Origin of the sequence: Pseudomonas fontis, from assembly GCF_028656955.1 — a bacterium.
Taxonomy (GTDB): Bacteria; Pseudomonadota; Gammaproteobacteria; order Pseudomonadales; family Pseudomonadaceae; genus Aquipseudomonas; species Aquipseudomonas fontis.
In genome coordinates this window covers 70,613-85,587 of the sequence record NZ_JAMDGY010000016.1, presented here as the reverse complement: position 1 = coordinate 85,587, position 14,975 = coordinate 70,613, and the positions used below count along the sequence as shown (strand labels likewise).

The window sequence follows — 14,975 nt, the reverse complement described above, 5'->3', positions numbered from 1 at the left end:
CCGGCCTTGCCGGCGATGCTCTTAGCCTTCTACAAAGGCCCGAATCCGCTGCGCAGCCTCGACACACTCCGCCAGCGGCGCAACCAGCGCCAGGCGTACACGGCCGGCACCCGGGTTGACCCCATCCACTTCACGGGACAGGTAAGAGCCCGGCACCACGGTCACATGCTGCTGCTCGAACAGGTCACGGCAGAACAGCGCATCATCCCCCTCAACCTTCGGCCACAGGTAGAACCCGCCATCCGGCTTCTGTACGTCCAGCACCGGCGCGAGAATCTCCAGCACCGCCTCGAACTTCTCGCGGTACAGGTCGCGGTTGGCCAGCACATGCGCCTCGTCATTCCACGCAGCGATGCTCGCCAACTGGGTCTGCACCGGCATCGCGCAACCGTGGTAGGTGCGGTACAGCAGGAAGGCCTTGAGAATCTGCGCATCCCCCGCCACAAAGCCCGAACGCAAGCCCGGCAGGTTGGAGCGCTTGGACAGGCTGTGGAACACCACGCAGCGCTTGAAGTCGCTACGGCCCAGCTCGACGCAAGCACTCAGCAGGCCCGGCGGCGGCGTTTGCTCGTCGAAGTACAGCTCGCTGTAGCACTCGTCGGCGGCGATCACGAAGTCGTACTGGTCTGCCAGGGCAATCAACTTCTTCAGGGTTTCCAACGGCACCAGTGCGCCGGTCGGGTTGCCTGGCGAGCACAGGAACAGGATCTGGCAGCGTTCCCAGACTTCTGGCGACACCGCGTCGAAGTCCGGGTTGAAGCCATTCTGGTCCAGGCACGGCAGGTAGTGCGGCTGGGCACCGGCGAGGAACGCCGCGCCTTCATAGATCTGGTAGAACGGGTTCGGGCTGACGATCAGCGCGTCGTCACCACGGTTGACCACCGCCTGGGTGAAGGAGAACAGCGCTTCACGGGTGCCGTTGACCGGCAGCACATGACGAGCGGCATCGAGCCAGCCCGCAGGCACGCCGAAACGTCGTTCGCACCAATGTGCAATCGCTTCACGCAGGGCCGGCACGCCCAGGGTGGTCGGGTACACGGCCATCTGGTCGAGGTTGTCGGCCAGCGCCTGGGCGACGAAGGCCGGCGATTTGTGCTTTGGCTCACCGATCGACAAGGCGATGGCGCGTTTGTCCGGCGCTGGTGTCACGCTGCCCAGCAGGGCGCGGAGTTTCTCGAACGGGTAGGGCTGAAGCTGGTTCAAAGCGGTGTTCATCGGCGCTGGGTCTCTTCAAACGTTCAAATGGTCAGGCGGGTCAGTTCGACCCCAGAGGCCTGGTCAACCCGCAGTTGCTCGACAATCGCATCCTGCAAGCGGCTGCACAGCTGGGGGTCGGAAAGCGGCTGGTTGTCGGCGTCGGTGATGAAGAACACGTCTTCCACGCGCTCGCCAAGGGTGGCGATCTTGGCGTTCTGCAACGACAGGTCGAACTCCAGGAAAATCTTGCCAATGCGCGCCAGAAGGCCCGGGCGGTCCGGCGCGCTGAGCTCCAGGATGGTCACCGGGCGCTGGGCGTCGTTGAGGATGGTCACCTGGGGGGCGAAGTTGAAATGCTTGAGCTGGCGCGGTACCCGGCGCTGGATGATGGTCGGGTAGTCGTCCGGGTTGCGCAGGGCCTCGGTCAGCCCGTCGCGGATCTGTTTCACGCGCTGCGGGTTGTCGCCAATCGAGCCGCCGTCGTTGTCGAGCACGATATAGGTGTCGAGGGTGAACTGGCTGCTGGAGGTGATGATCCGGGCGTCATGGATGTTCAGGTTGAGCTGGTCCATCGCCGCCACGGTCACGGCGAAGAAGTCGTGCTGGTCGGGGGCGTAGATGAAGATCTGCGTACCGCCCTCGAACTCGCGCTGGGTGGTCTCCTTGATCAGCACCAGCGGGCCGCCATCGGCCGGCTGCTGGAGGATCGCATCGGAGTGCCAGGCAACGTCGGCGGCGGTATGGCGCAGGAAGTAGTCATCGCCCAGTTGCGACCAGAGTTGCTCGACATCGTCCGGGTCGGTGCCCTCGCGGATCAGGATGTCCAGCGCGGCGCTCTGGGTCTGGCGGATCTGCTCTTCACGCTCCAGCGGGTTTTCCAGGCCGCGGCGCAGGGCGCGCTTGGTCTCGGTGTACAGCTGGCGCAGCAGGCTGGCGCGCCAGGAGTTCCACAGGCTCGGGTTGGTCGCGTTGATGTCGGCGACGGTCAGCACGTAGAGGTAGTCCAGGTGCACCTGGTCGCCCACCATCTGGGCGAAGTCGTGGATCACCTGCGGGTCGGAAAGGTCCTTGCGCTGGGCCGTGGTCGACATCACCAGGTGGTTCTGCACCAGCCAGACGATCAACCGACTGTCCCAGGCGGGCAACTGATGCCGCTCGCAGAAGACCTGCGCGTCTACTGCGCCGAGTTCGGAGTGGTCGCCCTGGCGGCCCTTGCCGATGTCGTGGTAGAGCCCGGCGAGGTAGATCAGCTCCGGCTTGGGCAGGCGGCCCATGAGCTTGCTGGCCAGCGGGAATTTCTCCGACACCGGGGTGTACTGCAGTTTGCGCAGGTGCTTGATCAGGTTCAGGGTGTGCGCGTCGACTGTATAGATGTGGAACAGGTCGTGCTGCATCTGCCCGATGATCAGGCCGAACTCCGGCAGGTAGCGGCCTAGGATGCCGTAACGGTTCATGCGTCGCAGGTTGCGGTGGATGCCGATCTCGCACTTGAACAGCTCGATGAACAGGCTGGTGTTGCGGATGTCGTTGCGAAAGCCGTCGTCGATCAGGTGGCGATGCTCGCGCAGCAGACGAATGGTATCGGCGCGAACGCCCTTGATCTCCGGGTGCTGGGCCATCAGCACGAAGATCTCCAGCATGGCAAACGGCGTGCGCTTGAACACGTTCGGGCGTACTGCCTCGATGTAGCCGTCATGCAGCTGGAAGCGCGCATTCAGTGGCTGGGTGCTGCTGGTGCTGTCGTCGGCGAGGATCAGCTCTTCGAAATGCTGGATGATCAGGTCGCTGAGCTCGGCAATGCTCATCACCACCCGGTAGTACTGCTGCATGAACTGTTCGATGGCCCGCTTGGGGTTCTCGTCCGTGAAGCCGAGCAGGGCGGCGATGCTGCGCTGGTGGTCGAACAGCAGGCGGTCTTCGGCGCGCCCGGCGAGCATGTGCAGGGCGTAGCGGACCTTCCACAGGAACTCCTGGGACGAGGCCAGCAGGTTGTTCTCGCTTTCCAGCAGGAAGCCTTCGCCGGCCAACGCGTGCAGGTTCAGCGTGCCGTACTGGCGGCGGGCGATCCACAGCACGGTCTGGATGTCGCGCAGGCCGCCGGGCGAGCCCTTCACGTTGGGCTCGAGGTTGTATTCGGTGTCGTTGTACTTGTGGTGGCGGGCCTTCTGTTCGGCGCGCTTGGCCAGGAAGAACTCCTTGCTCGGCCACATGTGGGCGGTGCTGGTGACCTCGAGCATGCGCTGGCGCAGGCGCTCGGGGCCGGAAACGGTGCGGCTTTCCATCAGGTTGGTGACCACCGTCAGGTCGGCGCGGGCCTGCTCGGCGCATTCGTCGACCGAGCGCACGCTCTGGCCGACTTCCAGGCCGATGTCCCAGAGCAGGGTCAGGAAGCGTTCGATGGAATCGCGAAACACTTCGTGATCGGCGCTGTCGAGCAGGATCAGCAGGTCGATGTCGGAGTAGGGGTGCAACTCGCCACGCCCGTACCCGCCGACCGCGACGAGGGCGATATCGGCCTCGTCGCTCCAGTCGAACTGGTTCCACGCTTGCTGCAGGATGTTATCGACGAACCAGGCGCGATCTTCGATCAGCCGGCGGATCTCGCGACCATTGCGAAAGCGCGTATCAAGCACTTCGCCGGCCTGGCGGATGGCTTTCTTGAAGGCAGCGATGGGGCTTGCCTTGAGGGCCAGTTCCGCCTGGAACTGGCCGCGGTCGAACAGCTCGGGATCCACTTGGGGCATCGATAAACGTTCCTGGTCAGGCCGAGGTGCGTGGGATGGTGTCGTCTTTGCGCAAGGTGAAGATCTCGTAACCGTTGGCCGTCACCACCAGGGTGTGTTCCCACTGGGCGGACAACTTGCGGTCCTTGGTGATGGCGGTCCAGCCGTCGCCCAATACCTTGGTGTCGGCCTTGCCCTGGTTGATCATCGGCTCAATGGTGAAGGTCATGCCTTCCTTGAGTTCCATGCCGGTGCCGGCGCGGCCGTAGTGGAGGATCTGCGGCTCTTCGTGGAACACCTTGCCGATACCGTGGCCGCAGAACTCGCGAACCACCGAGAAACCGTTCTTTTCAGCGTGCTTCTGGATCACTTCGCCGATGTCGCCCAGGCGGCAGCCCGGCTTGACCAGCTCGATGGCCTTGTACATGCATTCCTGGGTGACCTGGGACAGGCGCTCGGCCCAGACCGGCACGTTGCCGACGTGGAACATGCGGCTGGTGTCACCGTGGTAGCCGTCCTTGATCACGGTCACGTCGATGTTGACAGTGTCACCGTCCTTGAGCGGCTTGTCGCCCGGGATCCCGTGGCATACCACATGGTTCACCGAGGTGCAGATCGACTTGGGGAAGCCTTTGTAGTTCAGCGGTGCCGGGATGGCCTGCTGGACGTTGACGATGTAGTCGTGGCAGAGGCGGTCGAGTTCTTCGGTGGTCACGCCAGGCTTGACGTGCTCTTCGATCATCTCGAGCACTTCAGCGGCCAGGCGGCCGGCGACGCGCATCTTTTCGATGTCTTCGACGGTTTTGATGGTGACGGTCATTGCAGGCTCTCTACGGCGCGATCAGGGCGCGAATAAACGGGAAAGGCTCGATTCTAACAGAGCGGGGCCGTTGCTGGCGGTCGTGCTGCTGCGCTAGCCTTTATATAGGGGCATTTTGGCGCGATTGCAGCCCCGGCGCAAAAGTCGCTGGCCTGAGTGGTAATTCGGGTTTCGCTGCGCGCGCTTGTGTGGTATAAAATGCGCCGCTTTCCGGGGATAGCTCCGGGAGCATTAAACCCACACACGTGTCGACACGATGGCCTGGGTGCCTTTGATCTTCGGGTCAGGGGTTGGTCATTGGGATACGTGGAGGCCCAACCCGACTTATCAAGGAACTATCATGTCCCAAGTCAATATGCGCGATATGCTGAAGGCCGGTGTGCACTTCGGTCACCAAACCCGTTACTGGAATCCGAAAATGGGTAAGTACATTTTCGGCGCGCGTAACAAGATTCACATCATCAACCTTGAAAAAACCCTGCCAATGTTCAACGAGGCACTGACCTTCGTAGAGCGTCTGGCCCAGGGCAAAAACAAGATTCTGTTCGTCGGCACCAAGCGTTCCGCTGGCAAGATCGTTGCTGAAGAAGCAGCACGTTGCGGTTCGCCGTACGTCGATCACCGCTGGTTGGGCGGCATGCTGACCAACTACAAGACCATCCGTGCTTCCATCAAGCGCCTGCGCGACCTGGAAATTCAAGCCGAAGATGGTACTTTCAGCAAGCTGACCAAAAAGGAAGCGCTGATGCGCTCCCGTGATCTGGAAAAACTGGATCGCAGCCTGGGTGGCATCAAGGACATGGGCGGCCTGCCTGATGCCCTGTTCGTGATCGACGTTGACCACGAGCGCATCGCCATCACCGAAGCCAACAAGCTGGGCATCCCGGTAATCGGCGTTGTCGATACCAACAGCAGCCCGGAAGGCGTTGACTACATCATCCCAGGCAACGATGACGCCATCCGCGCCATCCAGCTGTACATGGGTTCGATGGCTGACGCCGTTATCCGTGGCCGCAACGGCGTTGCCGGCGGCACCGAAGTCTTCGTAGAAGAAGCAGCCGCACCGGCCGCTGAAGCCTGAGTAGCTGACGCTTAGCGTCGACTCGGCACGCAAAAAGGGGGCTTAGCCCCCTTTTTGCCACCTTGAAATCCTCCTGTCAGCATTGGCGCCGCATGATCGTTCTGCAGGTGCATTGACAGTGGATTTCCAGAATTGAACGCCCGTTCCGATCGGGTGGAATGGTTGAAAACCTATCCAAGAGGATTTTGAAATGGCAGCAATTACTGCAGCGCTGGTTAAAGAACTGCGCGAGCGTACTGGCGAAGGCATGATGGACTGCAAGAAAGCCCTGGAAAAGGCTGACGGCGACATCGAAAAAGCCATTGATGACATGCGTGCTTCGGGCGCGATCAAGGCTGCCAAGAAGGCTGGCAACGTTGCCGCCGAAGGCGCCATCGCCATCAAGGCTGACGACAAGTCTGCCGTCCTGCTGGAAGTGAACTCGCAGACCGACTTCCTGGCTCTGCAAGACGACTTCAAGAACTTCGTTGCTGAAAGCGTTGAACAAGCTTTCGCTGAAAAACTGACCGACGCTGCACCGCTGATCGCTTCGCGCGAATCGGCTCGTGAAGCCCTGGTTGCCAAGGTTGGTGAGAACGTCAACATCCGTCGCCTGGTGCGCGTTGAGGGTGACGTTGTCGGTACCTACCTGCACGGTAACAAGATCGGTGTTGCTGTTGTCCTGAAGGGCGGCGACGTCCAACTGGCCAAAGAAATCGCTATGCACGTAGCGGCCAGCAACCCTGAGTTCCTGCTGCCGTCGGAAGTTTCGGCTGAAGCAATCGAGCGCGAAAAAGCGGTCTTCCTGCAGCTGAACGAAGAGAAGATCAAAGGCAAGCCTGAGAACATCGTCGAGAACATGATCAAAGGTCGTATCTCGAAGTTCCTGGCTGAAGCCAGCCTGGTTGAGCAGGCGTTCGTCATGAACCCTGAAGTCAAGGTCGGCGACCTGGCCAAGAAAGCCGGTGCTGAAATCGTTTCCTTCACCTACTTCAAAGTAGGCGAAGGCATCGAGAAGCCAGTCGACAACTTCGCTGAAGAAGTTGCCGCACAGCTGGCTGCTGCCAAGCAGTAAGACAGACTTACCTCTGTCGCCCCAAAGAGGCTGCCCGCTCACGCGCGCAGCCTCTTTGTCAAAGCGGGGGCGGTTTACAAGACCGTTTTTCGCTGGCGCTGTAGCAGCGCCACGCTAGACTAGCGCTGGCTGAAAACAGCCCGCTCAGAATTTTTTACAAACGCCGCAGGAGAGATTCGCAATGGCTCAGCAGGGCAGTGGTTATCAGGCTCGCTATAAACGCATTCTACTCAAACTTAGCGGCGAGGCCCTGATGGGCTCGGAAGAGTTCGGGATCGACCCCAAGGTCCTGGATCGCATGGCGCTGGAAGTCGGCCAACTGGTTGGCATCGGTGTCCAGGTAGGCCTGGTGATCGGTGGTGGCAACCTGTTCCGTGGTGCTGCGCTGAGCGCTGCCGGCATGGATCGGGTTACAGGCGACCACATGGGCATGCTGGCCACTGTGATGAACGGCCTGGCCATGCGTGATGCGCTGGAGCGTGCGAACATTTCCGCCATCGTCATGTCTGCTATTTCCATGGTCGGCGTTACCGACCACTACGACCGTCGCAAGGCCATGCGTCACTTGAACTCCAAGGACGTGGTGATCTTCGCGGCCGGTACCGGCAACCCGTTCTTCACCACCGACTCCGCTGCCTGCCTGCGCGCCATCGAAATCGATGCCGACGTAGTTCTCAAGGCAACCAAGGTCGATGGTGTATACACTGCAGACCCGTTCAAAGACCCGCATGCCGAGAAGTTCGATCATCTGACCTACGATGAAGTGCTGGATCGCAAGCTGGGTGTAATGGACCTGACCGCAATCTGCCTGTGCCGCGACCACAAGATGCCATTGCGCGTATTTAACATGAACAAGCCCGGCGCCCTGCTGAACATCGTGCACGGCGGCGCTGAAGGAACTCTGATCGAGGAAGGCGAACAATGATCAACGAAATCAAGAAAGACGCTCAAGAGCGCATGAAGAAATCCCTGGAGTCCCTGCAGCAGGCGTTCAGCCGCATCCGTACCGGTGCCGCGAACCCGCAGGTGCTGGCTGGCGTGATGGTGCCTTACTACGGCGCTGACACCCCGATCAACCAGGTTGCCAACGTTACCGTCAAGGACGCCCGTACCCTGCAGGTCGTGGCATTCGAGCGCAACATGCTGGGCGCAGTCGACAAGGCGATCCAGAGCGCAGGCCTGAACCTCAACCCGACCAACCTGGGCGAGTTGCTGCTGATCAGCATGCCGGCACTGACCGAAGAAACCCGCAAGGGCTTCACCAAACAGGCGCGTGACGCTGCCGAAGACGGGCGTATCGCCGTGCGCAACATCCGTCGTGACGCACTGGGCCAGCTCAAAGACCTGGTCAAAGAGAAAGAAATCAGCGAAGACGAAGAGCGTCGTGCTGCTGACGAAATCCAGAAGCTGACCGACAAGTTTGTGGCTGAAATCGAAGTTGCTGTGAAGCAAAAAGAAGCGGACCTGATGGCCGTTTAAGGCCAGGACTTCTTTTAATGGAAAAGATTAAACAGGGTGTGCCTTCGGCGGTGCCGCGCCATGTCGCGATCATCATGGATGGGAATAACCGCTGGGCGAAAAAACGCCTGCTGCCCGGCGTAGCCGGGCACAAGGCCGGCGTGGACGCGGTGCGGGCGGTTATCGAGGTCTGCGCCGAGGCCAAGGTCGAAGTGCTGACCCTGTTCGCTTTCTCCAGCGAAAACTGGCAGCGCCCGGCCGAAGAGGTCGGCGCGCTGATGGAGCTGTTCTTCTCGGCCCTGCGCCGGGAGGCCAAGCGGCTCAACGAGAACAACATCAGCCTGCGGATCATCGGTGACCGTTCGCGCTTCCACCCGGAGTTGCAGGCCGCCATGCGTGAAGCCGAAGCGCTGACCGCCGGCAGTAATCGCTTCATCCTGCAGATCGCCGCGAACTACGGTGGCCAGTGGGATATCGCCCAGGCCGCCCAGCGCCTGGCGCGTGAAGTGCAGGCCGGACATCTGCGTCCGGAAGACATTACCCCCGAATTGTTACAGACGTGCCTTGCGACCGGCGATTTGCCGTTGCCCGACCTGTGCATCCGCACCGGTGGCGAACACCGCATCAGCAACTTCCTGTTGTGGCAGTTGGCCTACGCCGAGCTGTACTTCTCCGACCTCTTCTGGCCGGACTTCAAACACGAGGCCATGCGCACCGCGCTGGCCGATTTCGCTTCGCGCCAGCGCCGCTTCGGGAAAACCAGCGAGCAGGTCGAAGCTGGAGCCCGTGCTTAATGCTTAAACAACGCATCATCACTGCGCTGATCCTGTTGCCGATCGCCCTGGGCGGTTTCTTCCTGCTGGACGGCGGCGCGTTTGCCCTGTTTATCGGGCTGGTTGTGAGCCTGGGTGCGTGGGAGTGGGCTCGCCTGGCGGGTCTTGAAGCTCAGGTACTGCGGGTGGCCTATGCCGCTGTGGTGGCCGGCCTGCTGATGCTGTTGCACCTGATGCCTGACCTGGCGCCGTGGGTGCTTGGCGCCTCGGTGTTGTGGTGGGGCTTGGCCACCTGGCTGGTCCTGACCTACCCGCGCAGCAGCGAGCTGTGGGCCAGTGCGGCCTGTCGCCTGCTGATCGGCCTGTTGATCCTGCTGCCGGCCTGGCAAGGCCTGGTGCTGCTCAAGCTGTGGCCGCTGGGTAACTGGTTGATCATGGCCGTCATGGTACTGGTCTGGGGTGCCGATATCGGTGCGTACTTCTCCGGCCGGGCCTTCGGCAAGCGCAAGCTGGCCCCGCAGGTCAGTCCAGGCAAAAGCTGGGAAGGCGTGTACGGCGGCCTGGTTGTCAGCCTGCTGATTACCGTTGTGGTTGGGGTCAACCGCGGCTGGAGCTTTGCTGAGTTGCTGCTGGGTGTGCTGGGTGCCGGCCTGGTCGTCATGGCTTCGGTGGTCGGTGACCTGACCGAAAGCATGTTCAAGCGCCGCTCCGGCATCAAGGACAGCAGCAACCTGCTGCCGGGCCATGGTGGTGTGCTGGACCGCATCGACAGCCTCACGGCTGCCATCCCATTGTTTGCCGTGCTGCTGTGGGCTGCTAACTGGGGCGTGCTGTGAGTCGTGTGCAACGTATTACCGTGCTGGGTGCCACGGGCTCCATCGGCCTGAGCACGCTGGACGTGATTGCCCGTCACCCCGAACGCTATGAAGTGTTCGCGGTGAGTGGTTATTCGCGTATCGATGAGCTGCTGGCCCTGTGCATCAAGCACCTGCCGGCCTTTGCCGTGGTGCCGAGCGATGCCTCAGCCCAGGTGCTTCGCCAAGGGCTGAAAGCAGCGGGCTTGCGCACTGAGGTGCTGGTGGGTGAGGCGGGCCTTGCTCAAGTCGCCGCCGACCCGCAGGTGGATGCCGTCATGGCGGCCATTGTTGGCGCGGCAGGCCTGAGCCCGACCCTGGCAGCGGTCAGGGCCGGCAAGAAGGTCTTGCTGGCGAACAAGGAGGCACTGGTGATGTCCGGTGCCCTGTTCATGCAGGCGGTGCGCGAAAGCGGCGCGGTATTGTTGCCGATCGACAGCGAACACAACGCCATTTTCCAGTGCCTGCCGGGGGACTTTTCCCGTGGCCTGGCCCAGGTTGGCGTGCGCCGCATCCTGTTGACGGCGTCTGGCGGTCCGTTCCGCGAGACGCCACTCAATGAATTGAACGAAGTAACGCCTGAGCAGGCTTGTGCGCACCCGAACTGGTCGATGGGGCGCAAGATTTCCGTCGATTCGGCGAGCATGATGAACAAGGGCCTGGAACTGATCGAAGCTTGCTGGCTGTTTGATGCCAAGCCTGCGCAGGTCGAGGTGGTGGTGCACCCGCAAAGCGTGATTCACTCGCTGGTCGATTATGTCGACGGCTCGGTGTTGGCCCAGTTGGGCAACCCGGACATGCGCACGCCAATCGCCAACGCCCTGGCCTGGCCAGAGCGGATCGACTCGGGTGTGGCACCGCTGGACCTGTTCGCCATCGCCCGCCTGGACTTCCAGGCGCCTGATGAGCAGCGCTTCCCCTGCCTGCGCCTGGCGCGTCAGGCGGCGGATGCCGGCAACAGTGCGCCGGCCATGCTCAATGCGGCCAACGAGGTAGCGGTGGAAGCATTTCTTCAGCGGCGCATCCGCTTCCCCGAGATCGCGAGTATGATCGACCACGTGCTCAACCGTGAGCCTGTCGTTGCCGTGGAGGCGTTGGAAGCGGTGTTTGCCGCCGATCAGCGTGCCCGCGTGCTGGCTGGGCAATGGTTGGATAGTCACGGGCGCTGAGGTGCGACGCCATAAGGTGGCGCGCCAAGCCCCGCTGAACGTCATTCGGAGAAAGACATGAGTGCGCTCTATATGATTATCGGCACCCTGGTGGCATTGGGTGTGCTGGTTACCTTTCACGAATTTGGTCACTTCTGGGTGGCCCGGCGTTGTGGCGTCAAGGTTTTGCGTTTTTCCGTAGGCTTCGGCATGCCGTTGGTGCGCTGGCATGATCGCCACGGTACCGAATTCGTGGTGGCTGCCATTCCGTTGGGCGGCTACGTCAAGATGCTCGACGAGCGTGAAGGCGATGTGCCGGCCGATCAGCTCGATCAATCGTTCAATCGCAAGACCGTGCGCCAGCGCATAGCAATCGTCGCTGCCGGGCCCATTGCCAACTTCCTCCTGGCCATCGTGTTCTTCTGGGCCCTGGCTATGCTGGGCAGCCAGCAGGTGCGCCCGGTTATCGGCGGCGTCGAGGCGGGGAGTCTCGCAGCCGTGGCTGGCCTGGGGGCTGGCCAGGAAATCGTTGCCGTTGACGGTGAACCGACCAATGGTTGGGCCGCGGTCAATCTGCAGTTGGTGCGCCGCCTGGGTGAAAGCGGTGCCTTGCAGGTCACTGTTCGTGAAGAAGGCTCCAGCACTGACAAGCCTTATGTACTGGCGTTGGACAGCTGGCTCAAGGGTGCCGACGAGCCGGACCCGATCCGCTCGCTGGGCATCAAGCCTTGGCGTCCGGCGCTGGCCCCGGTGCTCGCTGAGCTGGATCCGAAAGGCCCGGCCCAGGCCGCCGGTCTGAAAACCGGTGACCGTCTGCTGGCCCTCGATGGCCAGGCGCTGACCGATTGGCAGCAAGTGGTCGATACCGTGCGTGGGCGTGCGGGCAGCCGTGTCGTGCTGCGCATCGAACGTGATGGGGCGCCGCTGGAGCTGCCCGTCACCTTGGCCAGTCGCGGTGAAGGCAAGAATGCCAGTGGTTACCTCGGTGCCGGGGTGAAAGCTGTCGAGTGGCCAGCAGCGATGTTGCGAGAGGTCAGCTACGGCCCTCTCGACGGCTTTGTCGAGGGTGTTTCGCGGACCTGGAGCATGAGCGTCCTGACCCTCGATTCGCTCAAGAAAATGCTCTTCGGCGAGCTCTCGGTAAAAAACTTGAGCGGACCGATAACCATTGCTAAAGTGGCGGGCGCTTCAGCCCAGTCCGGCGTCGGGGATTTCCTGAATTTCCTCGCCTACCTGAGCATTAGCCTGGGGGTTCTTAACTTGCTGCCCATTCCAGTATTGGATGGGGGGCATTTGCTGTTCTACCTGATCGAGTGGGCGCGTGGTCGTCCGCTTTCGGATCGGGTACAAGGTTGGGGGGTCCAGATCGGTATCAGTTTGGTAGTCGGGGTGATGTTGCTTGCCCTGATAAACGATTTGGGTCGACTGTAAAGCTTCGCTCAATTGCGAACCTGCCGTCTTTCGCGGCGGGTCGTTTATTGCCAGTTGGAATAAGAAAGGACTTCATGAAACGTCTGCTGCTACCTGCGGTTCTCGCCGTACTGATGATCGCTGAAGTTCACGCCGAGTCCTTCACCATCTCCGATATTCGTGTCAATGGTCTGCAGCGGGTTTCCGCTGGCAGCGTTTTCGGTGCTTTGCCATTGAACGTTGGTGACCAGGCTGACGACCGTCGCTTGGTGGAGTCGACCCGTGCGCTGTTCAAAACCGGGTTCTTCCAGGACATCCAACTGGCTCACGACGGCAACGTCCTGATCATCAACGTGGTCGAGCGTCCTTCCGTCTCGAGCATCGAGATTGAAGGCAACAAGGCCATCAGCACCGAAGATCTGATGAAGGGCCTGAAACAGTCGGGCCTGGCTGAAGGTGAAATCTTCCAGCGTGCGACCCTCGAGGGCGTGCGTAACGAACTGCAACGCCAGTACGTCGCCCAAGGCCGTTACTCGGCCGAGGTTGATGCCGAGGTGGTGCCACAGCCGCGTAACCGCGTAGGTCTTAAAATCAAGATCAACGAAGGCACCGTGGCGGCCATCCAGCACATCAACGTGGTGGGCAACACCGTGTTCAGCGACGAAGACCTCGCCGGTCTGTTCGAGCTGAAAACCACCAACTGGCTGTCCTTCTTCAAGAACGACGACAAGTACGCCCGCGAAAAACTCTCCGGTGACCTGGAGCGTCTGCGCTCCTACTACCTGGACCGCGGCTACATCAACATGGACATCGCGTCTACCCAGGTGTCGATCACCCCGGACAAGAAGCACGTCTACATCACCGTCAACGTCAACGAAGGTGAGAAATACACCGTACGTGACGTGAAGCTCTCGGGTGACCTCAAGGTCCCTGAAGACCAGGTCAAGGCACTGTTGCTGGTACAGCCTGGCCAGGTCTTCTCGCGCAAGGTGATGACCACCACGTCCGAGCTGATCACCCGCCGCCTGGGTAACGAAGGCTACACCTTCGCCAACGTCAACGGCGTGCCACAGCCGCACGATGATGACCACACCGTGGACATCATGTTTGTCGTCGACCCGGGCAAGCGTGCCTACGTCAACCGCATCAACTTCCGTGGCAACACCAAGTCCGAGGACGAAGTGCTGCGTCGTGAAATGCGTCAGATGGAAGGTGGCTGGGCTTCGACCTACCTGATCGACCAATCCAAGACCCGCCTGGAACGCCTGGGCTTCTTCAAGGAAGTCAACGTCGAGACTCCGGCTGTTCCGGGCACCGACGACCAGGTTGACGTCAACTACAGCGTTGAAGAGCAAGCTTCCGGTTCGATCACCGCCAGTGTCGGTTTCGCCCAGAGCGCGGGCCTGATCCTCGGTGGTTCGATCAGCCAGAACAACTTCCTGGGTACCGGTAACAAGGTCTCCATCGGTCTGACCCGTAGTGAATACCAGAGCCGATACAACTTCGGCTACGTGGACCCCTACTGGACTGCCGACGGCGTCAGCCTGGGTTACAACGCCTTCTACCGCTCCACCGACTACGATGACCTCGACGTCGACGTGGCAAGCTATGCCGTGGACAGCCTGGGTGCCGGCGCAAGCGTGGGCTACCCGATCAGCGAAACTTCGCGTCTGACTTTCGGCCTGACCGTACAGCAAGACAAGATCAAGACCGGTAAGTACACCGTTGACGAGATCTTCGATTTCGTTAAACAGGAAGGCGACAACTACCTGAACTTCAAGGCGTCGGCCGGCTGGTCCGAGTCGACCCTGAACAAAGGCGTACTGGCTACTCGCGGTCACTCGCAAAGCCTGACCCTGGAAGCAACTACTCCAGGTAGCGACCTGTCGTTCTTCAAGCTGGACTACCGTGGTCAGCTGTTCAAGCCAATCACCAACGAGTACACCCTGCGTCTGCACACCGAGCTGGGTTATGGTGATGGCTTCGGTTCGACCTCCGGTCTGCCGTTCTATGAAAACTACTACGCAGGTGGCTTCAACTCGGTTCGTGGCTTCAAGGACAGCAGCCTCGGCCCGCGCAGCACCCCAAGTACCGGTAAAAACGCGGGCACTGTAGCTGACCCGGACCAGGATCCGCTGCCGTTCGGTGGTAACGTGCTGGTCCAGGGTGGTATGGAACTGTTGTTCCCGCTGCCATTCGTCAAGGATCAGCGCTCGCTGCGTACCTCGGTATTCTGGGATGTGGGTAACGTCTTCGACACCAACTGCGGTTCCAAGCCCGACTGCGAGAAGCTGGGCCTGTCCGGCCTGGCCAGCTCGGTGGGTCTGGGCGTGACCTGGATTACCGCACTCGGTCCGTTGAGCTTCAGCCTGGCCATGCCAATCAAGAAGCCGGACGACGCCGATACCCAGGTGTTCCAATTCTCTCTGGGTCAGACCTTCTAAGGGTCTGCCCCGC

General features: G+C 61.1%; 12 protein-coding genes. 9 read left to right on the top strand and 3 right to left on the bottom strand.

What is annotated here, in order from left to right; translation table 11 throughout:
- Positions 1-21 precede the first annotated feature (21 nt).
- Genes dapC through map form a run of 3 tightly spaced genes read right to left on the bottom strand, consistent with a single transcriptional unit; the run spans position 22 to position 4,740 of the window.
- On the bottom strand, positions 22-1,215 hold the full coding sequence (dapC, locus tag M5G11_RS06370) for a succinyldiaminopimelate transaminase (RefSeq protein WP_273908682.1): 1,194 nt from the start codon (positions 1,213-1,215) through the stop codon (positions 22-24).
- A 23-nt stretch (positions 1,216-1,238) separates the two neighbouring features.
- Complete coding sequence (locus M5G11_RS06365; protein WP_273908683.1) at positions 1,239-3,941, bottom strand: [protein-PII] uridylyltransferase; 2,703 nt, start codon at positions 3,939-3,941, stop codon at positions 1,239-1,241.
- A gap of 16 nt (positions 3,942-3,957) precedes the next feature.
- Complete coding sequence (gene map, locus M5G11_RS06360) at positions 3,958-4,740, bottom strand: type I methionyl aminopeptidase (protein WP_273908684.1); 783 nt, start codon at positions 4,738-4,740, stop codon at positions 3,958-3,960.
- Positions 4,741-5,080: 340 nt separating this feature from the next.
- Here map and rpsB point away from each other — a divergent pair, with 340 nt between their 5' ends.
- The 9 genes from rpsB (at position 5,081) to bamA (ending at position 14,962) form a co-directional block, all read left to right on the top strand.
- On the top strand, positions 5,081-5,821 hold the full coding sequence (gene rpsB, locus M5G11_RS06355) for a 30S ribosomal protein S2 (protein WP_273908685.1): 741 nt from the start codon (positions 5,081-5,083) through the stop codon (positions 5,819-5,821).
- A 190-nt stretch (positions 5,822-6,011) separates the two neighbouring features.
- On the top strand, positions 6,012-6,875 hold the full coding sequence (gene tsf / locus M5G11_RS06350; RefSeq protein ID WP_273908687.1) for a translation elongation factor Ts: 864 nt from the start codon (positions 6,012-6,014) through the stop codon (positions 6,873-6,875).
- 181 nt (positions 6,876-7,056) lie between these two features.
- Positions 7,057-7,800: a UMP kinase gene (gene pyrH / locus M5G11_RS06345; protein ID WP_273908688.1), complete on the top strand. Its 744-nt coding sequence runs from the start codon at positions 7,057-7,059 to the stop codon at positions 7,798-7,800.
- A complete protein-coding gene (gene frr / locus M5G11_RS06340) occupies positions 7,797-8,354 on the top strand; it encodes a ribosome recycling factor (protein ID WP_273908689.1) in 558 nt (185 codons plus the stop codon). The genes pyrH and frr overlap by 4 nt, the downstream gene beginning before the upstream one ends.
- A 17-nt stretch (positions 8,355-8,371) precedes the next feature.
- Positions 8,372-9,127, top strand: a complete 756-nt coding sequence (gene uppS / locus M5G11_RS06335) for a polyprenyl diphosphate synthase (RefSeq protein ID WP_273908691.1) — start codon at positions 8,372-8,374, stop codon at positions 9,125-9,127.
- Positions 9,127-9,942 (top strand): phosphatidate cytidylyltransferase, encoded by an 816-nt coding sequence (locus M5G11_RS06330; protein WP_273908692.1) that lies wholly within the window; start codon positions 9,127-9,129, stop codon positions 9,940-9,942. Before uppS ends, M5G11_RS06330 begins: the two co-directional genes overlap by 1 nt.
- On the top strand, positions 9,939-11,129 hold the full coding sequence (ispC, locus tag M5G11_RS06325) for a 1-deoxy-D-xylulose-5-phosphate reductoisomerase (RefSeq protein ID WP_273908693.1): 1,191 nt from the start codon (positions 9,939-9,941) through the stop codon (positions 11,127-11,129). The genes M5G11_RS06330 and ispC overlap by 4 nt, the downstream gene beginning before the upstream one ends.
- A gap of 57 nt (positions 11,130-11,186) precedes the next feature.
- A complete protein-coding gene (gene rseP, locus M5G11_RS06320; protein ID WP_273908694.1) occupies positions 11,187-12,539 on the top strand; it encodes an RIP metalloprotease RseP in 1,353 nt (450 codons plus the stop codon).
- Between the two features lie 74 nt (positions 12,540-12,613).
- On the top strand, positions 12,614-14,962 hold the full coding sequence (gene bamA, locus M5G11_RS06315) for an outer membrane protein assembly factor BamA (protein WP_273908695.1): 2,349 nt from the start codon (positions 12,614-12,616) through the stop codon (positions 14,960-14,962).
- Positions 14,963-14,975 lie beyond the last annotated feature (13 nt).